We start from the raw sequence: 13,880 nt of genomic DNA on the forward strand, positions 1-13,880 counted from the left end.
TCGTCTTCATTATAAACCAACTAACTAAAATGAATCAAAACGAGTTTGTACAGATAATTACTCCTTTTAAGGATAAGTTATTTCGTTTAGCGAAACGAATGCTCGTAAGTACCGAAGAAGCAGAAGATGCTACTCAGGAAGTGTTGGTAAGGTTGTGGAATAAAAATAGTGCTTTAGAGCAATATAACAGTGTGGAAGCTTTAGCGATGACAATGACCAAGAATTATTGTTTGGATCAACTCAAAAGCAAAAGAGCTACAAATTTGCAAATTGTACATGATAATTATCAAGACAAACAAGCAAGTGTTGAAACTCAAATAGAACACCAAAATACGTTGCAATGGGCAGAAAAGTTAATAAGTGACTTGCCAGAACAACAGAGATTGATATTACAACTTAGAGAAATTGAAGAATACGAATTTTCAGAAATAGCTCAAGTATTAGAAATGAATGAAACAGCGGTTCGAGTAGCTTTATCTAGAGCACGAAAAACCTTAAGAGAACAAATAGAAAAAGCACATAATTATGGAACTCAAGTTAGTTGAACAATTATTAGAAAAATACTTTCAAGGAGAAACTACAATAGCAGAAGAAAAACAATTAAAGGCCTATTTTTCTTCCAATGATGTGGCGCCACATTTGGCAAAATATCAATCGCTGTTTGGTTACTTTGAAATGCAAAAAGGAACGCAATTCGAGCAAAAACTTCCATTACAACCTAGAAAACAAAATACAGTAAAATGGATAGGTATAGCAGCAAGTTTTGTAGTGCTTTTTGGATTGGCAACCTTCTATTTTTATCCATCAGAACCTAAACCTGAAGATTTAGGAACGTATGAAAATCCAGAAGAAGCCTTTGAAGCTACACAAAAAGCTTTGTTAATGGTTTCAGAACAAGTAAATATTGGCATGGAAAGTGTAGTATATTTAGAAGAATACGAAAAAACAAAAAAAACAATTTTTAAATAAAATAGACATGAAAAATTTAGTAGTAGTTATAGCATTTTTAATGGCATCAACAGTTTCTTTTGCACAAGGAGCTTTTGATAAATTTGAAGATAAAGATGGAGTAGCATCAGTTATTGTAAACAAGAAGATGTTTGAAATGATGAGTAAAGTAAAAGTAGATGCAAAAGATAAAGAAATGCAACAATACATGAACTTGCTTAAAAAATTAGACAACTTAAAAGTGTTTACAACTAGCAATACAAAATTAGGTGCCGATATGAAAGCAACTGTAAATAGTTATTTAAAATCGAACCCTTTAGAAGAATTAATGCGTGTTAATGGCGATGGTAAAAACGTGAAAATTTACGTAAAATCAGGTGCGAATGAAAACATAGTAAGAGAACTTTTAATGTTTATTGAAGGAGCTAATATGAAAGATGCTAGTACAGTTGTTTTGTCATTAACTGGAAACTTTAGTTTAGATGAAATTTCTATGTTAACAGAGAAAATGAATTTACCTGGTGGTGATGATTTGAAAAAAGCTTCTAAAAAATAAGAAATGAAAAAGTTAATAGTGCTTATTTCGGGATTACTTTTACTTTGGAGTTGTGAAGACAAACCTACACTTCAAAAGTATTTTGTAGAAAATACCGAATCGTCAAAGTTTATCGCAATTGATTTAGCGTCAAATATCATTAAAACCGATAAAGTTGCTTTATCTGAAACAGAGAAAGCAGCTTTAGAATCGTTCGAAAAAATGAATATTTTAGCTTTTAGAACTGATTCTACAGATATTACTGGATATGATAAAGAAATCAAAGAAGTAAAAGCTATTTTGAAAGACGAAAGTTATCAGCAATTAATGAAAGCAGGTTCTGGAAACGATGGTGCGGCTATTTATTTCGTTGGAAATGATGACGAACACATTGAAGAATTTGTTGTTTTAGCTGGAAAGAAAGAAAATGGTTTTGCAGTAGTTCGCGTTTTAGGAAACGATATGAATCCAACTCATATAATGAATATGCTGACTCTACTCCAAAAATCACAAGTAGATATGGAGCAATTGAAACCCTTGCAACAACTTATGAAATAAAAAAATCCCGCTTCAGCGGGATTTTTTAGTTTTTATAGTATTTCAATGGAACGATTAACATTCCAAAACATTCACCATGTTCTTTTCCAATATGTTTGTGATGCATTTTGTGAGCGCGTCTTACGGCTTTAGCATAACGATTGTTTGCGTTTCTAAACAACTTAAAGCGTTGGTGAATAAAAATATCATGAACTAAGAAATAAGCTAATCCGTAGGCGAAAATCCCTAATCCAATAGCTAATCCTAAATTAAAAATTTCATATTTCCAAAGTAAGAAACATCCAATACTTACTACTGCATAAAAAATAAAGAAAGCATCATTACGTTCAAACCAAGAATTGTGGTCTTTCTTGTGATGATCGGCGTGCAAGCTCCATAAAAATCCGTGCATGATGTATTTGTGACTAAACCAAGCCATAAATTCCATAAAGAAAAAGGTTGTAAAAAAAACCAAAACGTGTAACCACATAATAACAATAGTATTAAATTATATTTAATCTGTATTTGACATAGCATCTTGCTAATAATTCTACTTTTTGATAATCAGAAACTCTTATACGCGTATTTTTGATTTCTAAAGAAGGTGTTTTTTGAAGTTTTTTTAATAACTTTTTATAATATCTATAAGCAGTATACACTCCAAATTTAGCTTCTAAAGGTAAGTTTTTAATACCTTCAAATGCAGCTTCAAAATCACTTTCAATATCCGCAATAATTTCTTGTTTTGATTTTTCATCTAAATGATTCAAATCGGTATTAGGAAAATAAGTTCTACTTAATTCTTCAAAATCTGCTTTTAAATCGCGTAAGAAATTCACTTTTTGAAAAGCTGAACCTAATCGCATGGCTGAATCTTTTAATTCATTGTATTTTTCTTCATTTCCGTTAACGAAAACTTTCAAGCACATTAAACCTACTACATCTGCCGAACCATAAATATATTCTTGATATTCTTCTGTGGTTTTGTATTCACTTTTACTTAAATCTAATCTCATACTTTTCATGAAAGCATCAATCATTTCCTGTGGAATGTTATATTTATTCACAGTATATTGAAATGAATTTAAAATTGGATTTAAACTTATTTGATGTTTTAAAGCATCTGCTAAATCTTGTTCAAATTTTGAAAAAAGGAATTCTTTATCATAATCATGAAATGAATCCACAATTTCGTCGGCAAAGCGAACAAATCCGTAAATGTTATAAATATCTTGTCTAATACTTGGTGCTAACATCTTTACAGCACTAGAAAAAGAAGTACTGTAAGCCTTAGTGACTTTTACACTGCAATCATTAGAAACTTTGTCAAATAGTGCCTTCATTCTTATTGATATTTTTCTATTAAATCTGAAACTAGTTTTCCTGAGATTAAGGAAGGAGGAACTCCTGGTCCAGGAACAGTTAATTGTCCAGTAAAATATAAGTTTTTTACTTTTTTACTTTTCAATTTAGGTCTTAAAAAAGCAGTTTGCAGTAAAGTATTTGCCATACCATATGCATTCCCTTTATATGAATTATAGTCTTTTATGAAATCATTCACGCAAAATGATTCTTTAAAGATAATATTATTTTTTACTTTTTGATTAGTTAATTGTTCAAGACGTGTAATTATTTTTTCAAAATACAGTTCTCTTAACTCTTTTGTGTCTTCTAATCCTGGCGCTAGTGGAATTAAAAAGATTCCCGCTTCTTTTCCTTCTGGAGCACAATTCTCATCTGTTTTAGATGGAAAACTAGCGTAAAACAATGGTTCTTCTGGCCATTTTGGATTGTCATAAATCGCTTCGGCATGAATATCGAAATCTACATCAAAGAACAAAGAATGATGTTCTACGTTTTCAATTTTCTTATCAAAACCAACATAAAATAAGAGTGAAGAAGGTGCAAATGTTTTACTTTCCCAATAATTTTCTGAATACTGACGGTAATTTTCATCTAATAAAGTCTCTGAATGATGATAATCTGCACCGCTTAAAATTACATCACCTGTTACAATTTTATTATTGACTAATATACCTGTGGCTTTTCCGTTGGTAACATCAATCTTCTCTACATTAGCATTGGTTTCGATTTTTACACCTAACTCCCTAGCTAATGTTTCCATAGCCAATATTACCGAATACATTCCATTTTTTGGATGCCAAGTTCCTAGTCCAAAATCGGCATAATTCATGAAGTTATAAAAAGAAGGTGTATCGCTTGGTTTTGCTCCTAAGAATAAAACTGGAAATTCTAAAATTTGAACCAATTTAATGTTTTTGAATCGTTTTCGAACATCTTTTTTAATGTTACTGAAAAATTGATTCACTTTTTTAGCTGTTTCCAAGGTGATTAATTCCATTGGAGATTCACCAGGCCGATAAACTAAATCTTTGATGGCAATATCATAATTACCTTTAGCTTCTGCCATAAATTGTTCTAATTGCTTACCGCTTCCTTTTTCAATTGATTCAAAAGTGGTTACAATTTCTGGTAAATTATCAGCAATGGTTACAAAATCTAAATGCCCAAAGTATACTTGATAAGCTGGAGAAAGTTTTATCAGTTCGTAATAATCAGATGGTTTTTTATTAAAATCACCAAAAAAGCGTTCAAAAACGTCAGGCATCCAATACCATGTTGGGCCAATATCAAAAGTAAACCCCTCTTTTTTAAGTTGACGAGCTCTTCCTCCTATGGTACTGTTTTTTTCAAAGATTGTAACATCATTCCCTTGTTTTGCTAGATAACACGCTGCAGACAATGATGAAAATCCAGAACCGATTATTATAATTTTTTTACGCACTTGGTTTAATTTTGTTTAACAAAAATAACAAAAAAGTTAAACAAAACAAATATTTTTACAAAGTATTTGAAAGTTCTTCTATGCTATTGTAAATATGTATGTTGTTAGGTAGAGTTTTGGATGTAATGAATTGAGTCATTCTTCCTAATAATAAAACTTCGTGGTTTGTATTTTCAAGTAGTTTCGCTTGCATGTCAACAATATAACTATCAATTTCTTCTTGGTTAGGTTCTACAGTTAAATAGCTTACAAAAGTTATCTTTTCATAAGAGTTTTTTAAATCGAACAAACTTTCTGTTGGAATACTTTCTCCTAAATAGATGGTTTGATAGCCTTTTAATAGAATTTCATAATTTAAGTACATCAATCCTAGTTCATGAACTTCATTTAAAGGGAGGAATAATACAAAAACTTTATCCGTTTTAGTAGGTTCAAGAATTTGAACTTTTTCTGTATTTATTAGAAGTTTTTGTTTGATGAGGTAACTTATAAAATGCTCGTGAGCTGGAGTAATAGTTTCGGTTTGCCAAAGAAATCCAATTTCTTCCATCAAAGGTATGAAAACAGTGTAAAATACTTCTCTAAAAGATTTTTCGCTTAGTAATTGATTGTAAGTATTAAAAAATAACGATTGATCAAAATTCATCATCGCCATTTTAAAGGTGCTAATAGCATGATTTTTGGCACTTTTTTCGGAAATAATCTCGTTAGCCAGTTTGTTAATTTGCTCTTGAGTTAACGAACCAATTTTAGATATTTTATACCCGTAGTTATGAAGTAATACGATGTTTAGTAGTTTTTGAAGATTCTTAATGTCATAAGAACGGATGTTAGTATCAGAGCGCATGGGTTCTAAAACATTATAGCGTTTTTCCCAAATACGAATGGTATGAGCTTTTATACCTGAAAGGTTTTCTAAGTCTTTGATACTGAATACGTTTTTAACATTGTTCATCTTTTCTGTAAATTTATTAAACAAAAGTATGAAAAAAGATTTGTAAATAATCAAATTATTTCATTTAAATTTGTGAAATATAACTTAAACAAATCTTAATTATGAAAAAATTTTTAATGCTAATGTTGTTTGCAGCCTCTTCTTTAACAATGGCTCAAAAGGTTAAAATTGAAAAAGGTGATTTCAAATTTTTAGCAGGACAAACTGAAGTTAATGTTGAATTTGATTATTCAAATTTGAAATTAATGAAAGAAAATTTAACTGAATCTCAATATGTAGCTGAAAGAACCGCAGAATTAAATAAAAAAGCTAAAGGAAACGGTGATTCTTGGGCAAAAAAATGGGAAGCTAGTAAACAATTAGCTTGGCAACCTAAATTTACTGAATTAGTTAATGTTGTTTTATCAAAAAAGAAAAAAAATATTAGTTTTCAAGAAGGTTTATCTACTGCAAAATATACTTTAATTGTTGATGTTGTTTGGATGTATCCAGGTTATAATGTAGTTATGGCTAAAAAAGGAGCAAAAGTTACAACCGTTTTAAAATTTGTAGAAACAGCAAATAAATCGAATGTTTTAGCTGAAATTTCAAGTGAAAATGCACCTGGAGATGTTTTTGGTGGATCATTTAGTAATGAAGATAGAATTAGAGAAGGTTTTGCTAAAACAGGCAAAACATTAGCAGGATTAATTTTAAAGGATTTAAAATAATCATACAAAAATAAAAAAAAGGGCAATTTTAAAATTGCCCTTTTTTTTATTTGGTTTAAAAATCAAATATCGTCAAAATCAATATTAGTAAAACTTTCTGCTGATTTTATTTCTTCGTTATCTTCAGCATAAATTTCTCTTTTGAAATCTTTTTGGTGTCTTTCTGAAATTACTTCTTCACCTTTTTGGTCTAAAACAAAATCAGTCATTTCATCCAAAATTTCTCTGAAAGCAGCGAAATCTTCTTTGTACAAATAAATTTTGTGTTTTTTAAAGTGAAATGAACCATCTTCTTCTGTAAACTTTTTACTTTCAGTAATGGTAATGTAGTAATCATCTGCTTTTGTAGCTCTTACATCAAAGAAATACGTTCTTCTTCCTGCACGCAATACTTTAGAAAAAATATCTTCTTTTTCTAACATGTCATTTTCTCTCATAATCCTACTGTCAATTAATTAGTGTTATAGCGTCTCAAAAATCTAAAAAAAAATCGGATTAAACAAAAGTTTAGTCAATTTCTTTTTCCGAAAGTTGTTTTAAGTATAACTCTTTGTAGTAGCCGTTTTGTTCTAATAGTTGATTATGAGTGCCTTGCTCAACAATTTTTCCTTCCTCTAAAATGATAATCCAATCCGCATTTTTAGCCGATGATACTCGGTGACTTACAATAATGGTAGTTTTGTCTTTGCAATATGCTAACAAGTTGTTCAGTATAGTTTCTTCGGTTTCGGTGTCAACTGCGCTCAAACAATCATCTAAAAGTAATATAGGAGCGTTTTTAATTAAAGCTCTTGCGATTGAAACTCGTTGCTTTTGTCCACCTGATAATGTAATACCTCGTTCACCTAAAATGGTTTCGTATTGTTGATTAAAATTCACAATGTTGTCATGCACTACCGCTTTTTTAGCCGCTTCCATCACTTCTTCATCACTAGCATTTTCATTTCCAAATTTGATATTGTTTTTAATACTATCCGAAAACAAAAATGCATCTTGCGGTACCACACTAATTTGATTACGTAAATCAAATAAATTTAAATCTTTGATATCTTTGTTATCAATGGATACCGTTCCCGAATTAGTATCATATAAACGACTAATTAAAGTTAAAAGAGTCGATTTTCCTGAACCTGTTTTTCCTAAAATAGCTAATGTTTTTCCTTTTTTAACTTCAAACGAAATTTGGTCTAAAGCTTTAATGTTCGTATCCTCGTATTCAAACGAGACCTTGTCAAATTTAATATCACCTTCAATTGTAGAATGGCTGCTGTTGGTGTTTTTAATTTCAGGCTCTTCTTTAAGGAATTCGTTAATACGTTTCTGAGAAGCTTCTGCCTCTTGAACCAATGACGAAACCCAACCTAAAGAGGCAACAGGCCAAGTTAACATGTTGATGTATAAAATGAATTGGGCAATTACTCCAATACTTGAAATTTCAGAATCGCCATTAATATACATAGAACCACCAACATACACCACAACTAAGTTACTCAATCCAATAAGCAAAATCATCAATGGTCCAAAAAGTGAGTTTACTTTTGCTAAATCCATTGCTTTTACTTTGCTTTCATTGCTTAAATCATTGAATTCTTTTTGCTTTTTATTTTCAATTGCGTATGCTTTTATAACTCTTATTCCCGAAAAGATTTCTTGTGTATATGAAGAAAGTGTAGAAAGATTCTTTTGAAATTCCCCACTTCGTTTATGAATCATTGAACTAATTTTGAAAATACTATAAGATAAAAGCGGTAATGGTAATAACGAATATAAAGTAAGAGTTGGTGATATGTTGTACATATAAATCACAACAATAGTAAAACGCATTAAAGTGTTTAATGAATACATAACGGCAGGACCTACGTACATTCTCACTTTCCCAACGTCTTCGCTTATTCGACTCATTAGATCTCCGGTACGATTGCGTTTATAGAAACTTTGCGTAAGCGTTTGGTAATGATTAAAAATTTCATTTTTTAAATCAAATTCTACATGGCGCGACATAACAATTAATGTTTGACGCATTAAGAAGGTGAAAAATCCGGCAACAATAGTAGTTCCTAAAATAAGTAAAATGTTATGAAATAATGTTTTTTGAAAGCTAAGTAGGTTACCATCAGTATTTTTAACATAATCTTCGATTATTTTTATGGAGTTTCCAATCAACTCAGGAGTAAATAAAGAGAAGATTTGCGCTACAATAGTAATAAATATTCCAAGTAGGAAACGATATTTGTATTTGACAAAGTATTTGTTTAAATATTGTAATTCTTTCATAGTATTCTTTAGAGCGATAACATTTTTATATAAAATTCATTAAAAAGATAATCAATTGATAATGAACGATTATCGTATTTTTTTGCTTTTCATTGCTAATTTATTAAAAAAAATATAATTTTTCGAATCATTTTAAAATTATTCGTAATATTGTAATTGAATTTTGAATAATTTTTCAACTCAACTCAAATCGCATGACAGCAGAATTATTAAAAGCAAATGAACTTCATAAAGTAGACCCAGTTTTTGGTCAGGTATCTTTTGATGGTCATGAACAAGTTGTATTTTGTCACGACAAAGATACAGGATTAAAAGCAATTATTGGAATTCATAACACAGTTTTAGGACCTGCTTTAGGAGGAACTAGAATGTGGAATTATACAAACGAATGGGAAGCGTTAAATGATGTTTTGCGTTTGTCTCGTGGAATGACTTTCAAAAACTCGATTTCGGGATTAAATTTAGGTGGTGGAAAAGCGGTTATCATTGGTGATGCTAAAACTCAAAAATCTCCTGAATTAATGCGTCGTTTTGGACAATTTGTAGATTCATTATCTGGAAAATATATCACTGCTGAAGACGTAGGAATGGAAACCAAAGACATGGATACAGTTAACGAAGTTACAAAACACGTTGCCGGTATTTCAGTTGAAAGAGGTGGTTCGGGAAATCCTTCTCCTACTACAGCTTACGGTGTTTTCATGGGGATGAAAGCAGCGGCTAAATACAAATATGGTTCTGATAATTTAGAAGGGAAAAGTGTTTTAGTACAAGGAATTGGTCATGTAGGCGAAGTTTTAGTACAACATTTAACAGAAAGTGGTGCAATTGTTACGATTACTGATATCAACGAAGATAGAGTTCATCAAGTAGGAGCAAAGTACGGAGCTAAAATTTTTACAGGTGCTGATTTATACAGTGCAGATGTAGATATTTATGCACCTTGTGCTTTAGGAGCTACTATTAATGATGCTACTATTAATAATATTAAAGCTTCTATCATTGCTGGAGCGGCTAATAACCAATTAGCTAACGAAGCAGTTCACGGAAAAATCTTAAAAGAAAAAGGTATTTTATATGCACCTGATTTCTTAATCAATGCTGGTGGTGTTATTAATGTCTATTCTGAATTAGTAAAATGGACGAATGCTCAGGTGATGGAGAAAACAGAAAACATCTACAACACGGCATTAGAGATTTTTAAATTTGCAGATGATAATAACATTACTACGCATCAAGCAGCCTTTTCAATGGCGCAAAAACGTATTGATGACGCAAAAAATGAATTAAAGAAGTAATTCGCTTTAAATAAAATTGTATTTTTGCAGAGCGAAAGAGGAAACTTTTTCGCTCTCTTAATTTTATAAAGTTCTTAATTAGTATGTTAAATAGAAGACATATCCGAGTAAAAGTGATGCAGAGTATTTATACCATGCACCAACATCAATCTGATAATTTGGATAAAGAAGAAAAATTCCTTTTTCAAAGTATTGAAAACACCCAAAACTTATACCTTTTATTGCTTTCAGCACTTATTGAAATCAAAAAGAAAGAGTCAACATACATCGAATTGGCTTCAAAAAAACACTTAGCTACTAAAGAAGAAAGTAATCCCAATTTAAAATTCATCAACAATAAAGTTTTGGTTTTATTAGCCGAATCTGAAGCTTTGGAAACTGCTTTAGAGGAAAATAACATCAATAACTGGAAACTAAATGATGATATTATTTTAGGTTTGATTGAAGTAATTAAAGAAAGTGAATTGTACCAAAACTATATGGATGAACCAACCAATAGTTTTGAACAAGATAAAAGTTTTATTGTTGATTTATACACTGAAGTAATTGCACCAAGCGATCGTTTATATGATTATTTAGAAGATTATAAATTGACTTGGGTAGATGATTTACCAGGAATTAATACTCTAATTGTAAAGCAAATCAAACAATTAAATGGTGAGAATGATACTTTAATTGTTCCAAAAGTTTACAAAGATGAAGATGATAAAGAATTTGTAAAAAACTTGTTTAGAAAAACAGTTTTAAACGAAGTTGAATTATCTAAAGAATATATCGATAAAACGCCTAATTGGGATGTGGAGCGTATTGCTGAAATTGATACGATTATTTTAAAAATGGCAATTTGTGAGTTATTGAAATTTCCATCTATACCTACTAAAGTAACAATTAATGAATATTTAGAAATTGCAAAAGAATATTCTACACCAAAAAGTAGTATTTTTATCAACGGAATTTTAGACAACTTAGTAAAAGAGTTCGACCGCGATGGAAAATTAAAAAAAGCAGGTAGAGGTTTATTATAAAATTTTAAAAAATGATAAGAAAATCAGTCGGGTTATTCGCCCTTTCGTTAGTTTTGTTAACATCAGCTTGTAAACAAGAAAGTGCAGCTGATAAAATTACAGATGCTGATATGAGAACCATTGAAGCAGAGAGAGCTTTAATTGGTAAATATCCTAAAGTAGAATTAGATAAAGAAGTTCACGATTTTGGAAACATCAAAGAAGGGGACGTAGTTGAAACTGAATTTATTGTTAAAAATGTTGGTGAAACTGATTTAGTAATTTCTGATGCAAAAGGAAGTTGTGGTTGTACTGTTCCAGAACCTCCAAAAGAACCAATTAAACCAGGAGAATCAGCACCAATAAAAGTTTCTTTTGATTCTAAAAATAAACCAGGAACTCAAGAAAAAACAGTAACATTAACGACTAATTCAGAAAACGGTCACGAAATGTTCAAAATTAAAGCAAATGTAACACCAACAGCTGGAAAACCAGTTTATATACCAAATAACAAATAATTATGAATCCAAGTTTAGCAATACAAATCGTATTAATGATTGCTGTGTTTTATTTTTTATTAATAAGACCACAACAACAAAGAGCAAAAAAAGAGAAAGCATTTGAAACCGGATTAAAAGTAGGTGATAAAATAATCACTAAAGCTGGAATTCATGGAAAAATTGCTGAAATGAATGAAGATACAATCGTTGTAGAAACAATGGCAGGAAAAATCAAAATGGAAAAATCTGCTATTTCAATGGAAATGAGTGCTAAATTAAAAGCATAATTTCATTCAAAAATAATAGAAAAGCCGAATTTCAAATAAGAAATTCGGCTTTTCTATCGTTAATTAAATTAATAATTTATTTGCCATTTAAAGCGGTAATTTCGGCAATTTTAACAATCACTTCAGTAGCTTTTACCATACTTTCAACTGGAACATATTCATATTTTCCATGAAAATTATGACCACCAGCAAAAATATTCGGACAAGGTAAACCTTTGTAAGATAATTGGCAACCATCAGTTCCGCCACGAATTGGTTTAATTAATGGTTTTATTCCTAATTCTTTCATAGCTTTTTCGGCAATTTCTACAATATGAAAAACAGGTTTTACCTTTTCTTTCATGTTATAGTATTGGTCTTTTACTTCTGCAATTGCGATTTCTTCACCAAATTGCTTTTTCCACTTTTTGTTGAATTTATTTGATAATTCGTAGATAAACTTTTTTCTCTCTTTGAATTTTTTTGCACTATGGTCGCGAATAATTAATTCTAACACAGTTTCTTCAATACTTCCAGAAATTCCAACTACGTGAAAGAAACCTTCATATCCTTTCGTTTTTTCGGGAATTTCATTCTTTGGCAATTTCGAAATAAATTGATTCGCTAAAAGCATTGAGTTAATCATTTTTCCTTTAGCATAACCCGGGTGAACACTTTTTCCTTTGAAAATTATTTTAGCTCCAGCGGCATTAAAATTTTCATATTCTAGTTCACCAATTTGACTTCCGTCCATTGTGTAAGCCCATTCGCAACCAAATTTTTCAACATCAAATTTATGAGCGCCACGACCAATTTCTTCATCAGGCGTAAATCCCACACGAATTTTTCCATGCTTGATTTCAGGATGTTGAATTAAATATTCCATTGCCGACATGATTTCGGTAATTCCTGCTTTATCATCGGCTCCTAAAAGTGTAGTCCCGTCAGTAGTAATTAAAGTTTGCCCTTTGTATTGTAACAAATCTTTAAAGTAACTTGGTGATAAAATGATGTTTTGTTTTTTGTTTAAAACAATATCACCACCATCATAATTTTTTACAATTTGAGGTTTTACGTTAGCACCTGTAAAATCTGGAGTTGTATCATAATGCGATACAAATCCTATAGTAGGAACTTCATGTTTGACATTGCTTTCTAAAGTTGCCATTACATAGCCATTTTTATCAATAGTTACCTCAGTCATTCCCATTGCTTTTAGTTCTTTGACTAATAAATTGGCAAGGTCTAATTGTTTTTTTGTACTTGGAGTAGTATCAGAATTAGGATCTGATTCAGTGTCTATAGTTACGTAGCTTATAAAGCGATCAATTATATGTTGCATGAATTTTTAAATTTATACAAATATAGAAAAAGGAATTGTTAAACTTATGATTTCGTAATAATTGCTTGATATCAAAAGATATTGAGAAAAATTTTAATTTGAATTAATAAAATTAGAACTGTTTTTGAAGAAAATGTAATACATTTATAGTTAAAATGAAGTGTAAAAATTAAAAACCCTGTAAAATCAATACTTTACAGGGTTTTTGGTGGAGTCGGAGAGAATCGAACTCTCGTCCAAACAAGCAATCAAATAGCTTTCTACACGCTTAGTTTCATCTTGGATTTTCGACAAAGAGCAAGGCTAGAAACCGCCACTCTTTACTTAGCTCTGTCAGTGTCAGAACGGATTTAAAGCATTACCGTTCCTAGGTCTACTTTTACGGTTCCCCTAAACCAACCGCCATAAACCAAGGCTTTTGAGGAGAATCTAGCTTTCCTACCTGGTAGGAACTAGGCAAATCTTACTATAATTCAGATTAAGCAGCTAAAGCGTAATTATTTTCGCCGTTTATAGGTTTGTACATTTGGATTTACGAGCTAAACATACAATGCTCGACGTGCTTACTAATCAATTCCACTCGCTGTCAAAACCAGTCGACCCCTTGTGAAATAAGTAGATTTTTTTGAATAAAATTATACTCAAAAAGTGAGCCAAAAATACTACCATTTTTTCAATAAAAAAACTATTGCGCAAACTAAAGTA

16 protein-coding genes and 1 other RNA gene are annotated in these 13,880 nt (G+C 30.6%); 9 read left to right on the plus strand and 8 right to left on the minus strand.

Features of this window, described 5'->3' with window-relative positions:
* Positions 1-29 precede the first annotated feature (29 nt).
* The 4 genes from GFJ94_RS11535 to GFJ94_RS11550 are packed head-to-tail and all read left to right on the plus strand — an operon-like array spanning position 30 to position 2,041.
* Positions 30-545: an RNA polymerase sigma factor gene (locus GFJ94_RS11535; protein ID WP_153201685.1), complete on the plus strand. Its 516-nt coding sequence runs from the start codon at positions 30-32 to the stop codon at positions 543-545.
* A complete protein-coding gene (locus tag GFJ94_RS11540; RefSeq protein WP_153201686.1) occupies positions 526-969 on the plus strand; it encodes a hypothetical protein in 444 nt (147 codons plus the stop codon). Before GFJ94_RS11535 ends, GFJ94_RS11540 begins: the two co-directional genes overlap by 20 nt.
* A 7-nt stretch (positions 970-976) precedes the next feature.
* Positions 977-1,504: a DUF4252 domain-containing protein gene (locus GFJ94_RS11545; protein ID WP_153201687.1), complete on the plus strand. Its 528-nt coding sequence runs from the start codon at positions 977-979 to the stop codon at positions 1,502-1,504.
* A 3-nt stretch (positions 1,505-1,507) separates the two neighbouring features.
* A complete protein-coding gene (locus GFJ94_RS11550) occupies positions 1,508-2,041 on the plus strand; it encodes a DUF4252 domain-containing protein (RefSeq protein ID WP_153201688.1) in 534 nt (177 codons plus the stop codon).
* A gap of 25 nt (positions 2,042-2,066) precedes the next feature.
* Here the strand turns inward: GFJ94_RS11550 and GFJ94_RS11555 are convergent, their stop codons facing one another.
* Genes GFJ94_RS11555 through GFJ94_RS11570 form a run of 4 tightly spaced genes read right to left on the minus strand, consistent with a single transcriptional unit; the run spans position 2,067 to position 5,781 of the window.
* Entirely contained in the window at positions 2,067-2,510 is a 444-nt protein-coding gene (locus GFJ94_RS11555; protein WP_153201689.1) for a sterol desaturase family protein, read from the minus strand.
* Positions 2,511-2,523: 13 nt separating this feature from the next.
* Positions 2,524-3,363, minus strand: a complete 840-nt coding sequence (locus tag GFJ94_RS11560) for a phytoene/squalene synthase family protein (protein ID WP_153201690.1) — start codon at positions 3,361-3,363, stop codon at positions 2,524-2,526.
* 2 nt (positions 3,364-3,365) lie between these two features.
* Entirely contained in the window at positions 3,366-4,826 is a 1,461-nt protein-coding gene (locus GFJ94_RS11565) for an oleate hydratase (protein ID WP_162523857.1), read from the minus strand.
* Between the two features lie 55 nt (positions 4,827-4,881).
* A complete protein-coding gene (locus GFJ94_RS11570) occupies positions 4,882-5,781 on the minus strand; it encodes a MerR family transcriptional regulator (protein WP_153201691.1) in 900 nt (299 codons plus the stop codon).
* Positions 5,782-5,882: 101 nt separating this feature from the next.
* On the opposite strand from GFJ94_RS11570, the gene GFJ94_RS11575 reads away from it, so the two are divergent.
* Positions 5,883-6,491: a hypothetical protein gene (locus GFJ94_RS11575; protein ID WP_162523858.1), complete on the plus strand. Its 609-nt coding sequence runs from the start codon at positions 5,883-5,885 to the stop codon at positions 6,489-6,491.
* 62 nt (positions 6,492-6,553) lie between these two features.
* On the opposite strand, the gene GFJ94_RS11580 is transcribed toward GFJ94_RS11575, so the two are convergent.
* Together GFJ94_RS11580 and GFJ94_RS11585 are read right to left on the minus strand one after the other, a co-directional pair.
* Positions 6,554-6,928, minus strand: a complete 375-nt coding sequence (locus tag GFJ94_RS11580) for a PUR family DNA/RNA-binding protein (protein WP_133607344.1) — start codon at positions 6,926-6,928, stop codon at positions 6,554-6,556.
* 70 nt (positions 6,929-6,998) lie between these two features.
* Positions 6,999-8,765, minus strand: coding sequence for an ABC transporter ATP-binding protein (locus GFJ94_RS11585; protein ID WP_153201692.1), 1,767 nt, complete (start codon positions 8,763-8,765; stop codon positions 6,999-7,001).
* A gap of 194 nt (positions 8,766-8,959) precedes the next feature.
* On the opposite strand from GFJ94_RS11585, the gene GFJ94_RS11590 reads away from it, so the two are divergent.
* From GFJ94_RS11590 to yajC, 4 genes are all read left to right on the plus strand, one after another.
* The gene (locus GFJ94_RS11590) at positions 8,960-10,063 is read left to right on the plus strand and encodes a Glu/Leu/Phe/Val dehydrogenase dimerization domain-containing protein (protein ID WP_153201693.1); all 1,104 of its coding nucleotides are present in this window, start codon (positions 8,960-8,962) and stop codon (positions 10,061-10,063) included.
* Positions 10,064-10,146: 83 nt separating this feature from the next.
* Positions 10,147-11,088, plus strand: coding sequence for a transcription antitermination factor NusB (gene nusB / locus GFJ94_RS11595; protein ID WP_238989463.1), 942 nt, complete (start codon positions 10,147-10,149; stop codon positions 11,086-11,088).
* An 11-nt stretch (positions 11,089-11,099) separates the two neighbouring features.
* Positions 11,100-11,585, plus strand: coding sequence for a DUF1573 domain-containing protein (locus tag GFJ94_RS11600; RefSeq protein WP_153201694.1), 486 nt, complete (start codon positions 11,100-11,102; stop codon positions 11,583-11,585).
* 2 nt (positions 11,586-11,587) lie between these two features.
* On the plus strand, positions 11,588-11,854 hold the full coding sequence (yajC, locus tag GFJ94_RS11605) for a preprotein translocase subunit YajC (RefSeq protein ID WP_153201695.1): 267 nt from the start codon (positions 11,588-11,590) through the stop codon (positions 11,852-11,854).
* Positions 11,855-11,930: 76 nt separating this feature from the next.
* Here yajC and pepT read toward each other — a convergent pair whose 3' ends face one another.
* Both pepT and ssrA read right to left on the minus strand, forming a co-directional pair.
* Positions 11,931-13,175 (minus strand): peptidase T, encoded by a 1,245-nt coding sequence (gene pepT, locus GFJ94_RS11610; RefSeq protein ID WP_153201696.1) that lies wholly within the window; start codon positions 13,173-13,175, stop codon positions 11,931-11,933.
* A gap of 206 nt (positions 13,176-13,381) precedes the next feature.
* Positions 13,382-13,779, minus strand: a transfer-messenger RNA (tmRNA) gene (gene ssrA / locus GFJ94_RS11615).
* Between the last annotated feature and the right edge of the window lie 101 nt (positions 13,780-13,880).

It is taken from the genome of Flavobacterium sp. LMO8 (genome assembly GCF_009495755.1).
In the GTDB taxonomy this organism is placed as follows: domain Bacteria; phylum Bacteroidota; class Bacteroidia; order Flavobacteriales; family Flavobacteriaceae; genus Flavobacterium.

Bases quoted from the DNA above. Each gene is read 5' to 3' on its own strand.
- GFJ94_RS11580 (WP_133607344.1), bottom strand. From the start codon at position 6,928: ATGAGAGAAAATGACATGTTAGAAAAAGAAGATATTTTTTCTAAAGTA.
- GFJ94_RS11560 (WP_153201690.1), bottom strand. From the start codon at position 3,363: ATGAAGGCACTATTTGACAAAGTTTCTAATGATTGCAGTGTAAAAGTC.
- GFJ94_RS11575 (WP_162523858.1), top strand. From the start codon at position 5,883: ATGAAAAAATTTTTAATGCTAATGTTGTTTGCAGCCTCTTCTTTAACA.
- GFJ94_RS11545 (WP_153201687.1), top strand. From the start codon at position 977: ATGAAAAATTTAGTAGTAGTTATAGCATTTTTAATGGCATCAACAGTT.
- yajC (WP_153201695.1), top strand. From the start codon at position 11,588: ATGAATCCAAGTTTAGCAATACAAATCGTATTAATGATTGCTGTGTTT.
- GFJ94_RS11535 (WP_153201685.1), top strand. From the start codon at position 30: ATGAATCAAAACGAGTTTGTACAGATAATTACTCCTTTTAAGGATAAG.
- pepT (WP_153201696.1), bottom strand. From the start codon at position 13,175: ATGCAACATATAATTGATCGCTTTATAAGCTACGTAACTATAGACACT.
- GFJ94_RS11550 (WP_153201688.1), top strand. From the start codon at position 1,508: ATGAAAAAGTTAATAGTGCTTATTTCGGGATTACTTTTACTTTGGAGT.
- GFJ94_RS11555 (WP_153201689.1), bottom strand. From the start codon at position 2,510: ATGTGGTTACACGTTTTGGTTTTTTTTACAACCTTTTTCTTTATGGAA.
- GFJ94_RS11600 (WP_153201694.1), top strand. From the start codon at position 11,100: ATGATAAGAAAATCAGTCGGGTTATTCGCCCTTTCGTTAGTTTTGTTA.
- nusB (WP_238989463.1), top strand. From the start codon at position 10,147: ATGTTAAATAGAAGACATATCCGAGTAAAAGTGATGCAGAGTATTTAT.
- GFJ94_RS11585 (WP_153201692.1), bottom strand. From the start codon at position 8,765: ATGAAAGAATTACAATATTTAAACAAATACTTTGTCAAATACAAATAT.
- GFJ94_RS11570 (WP_153201691.1), bottom strand. From the start codon at position 5,781: ATGAACAATGTTAAAAACGTATTCAGTATCAAAGACTTAGAAAACCTT.
- GFJ94_RS11540 (WP_153201686.1), top strand. From the start codon at position 526: ATGGAACTCAAGTTAGTTGAACAATTATTAGAAAAATACTTTCAAGGA.
- GFJ94_RS11590 (WP_153201693.1), top strand. From the start codon at position 8,960: ATGACAGCAGAATTATTAAAAGCAAATGAACTTCATAAAGTAGACCCA.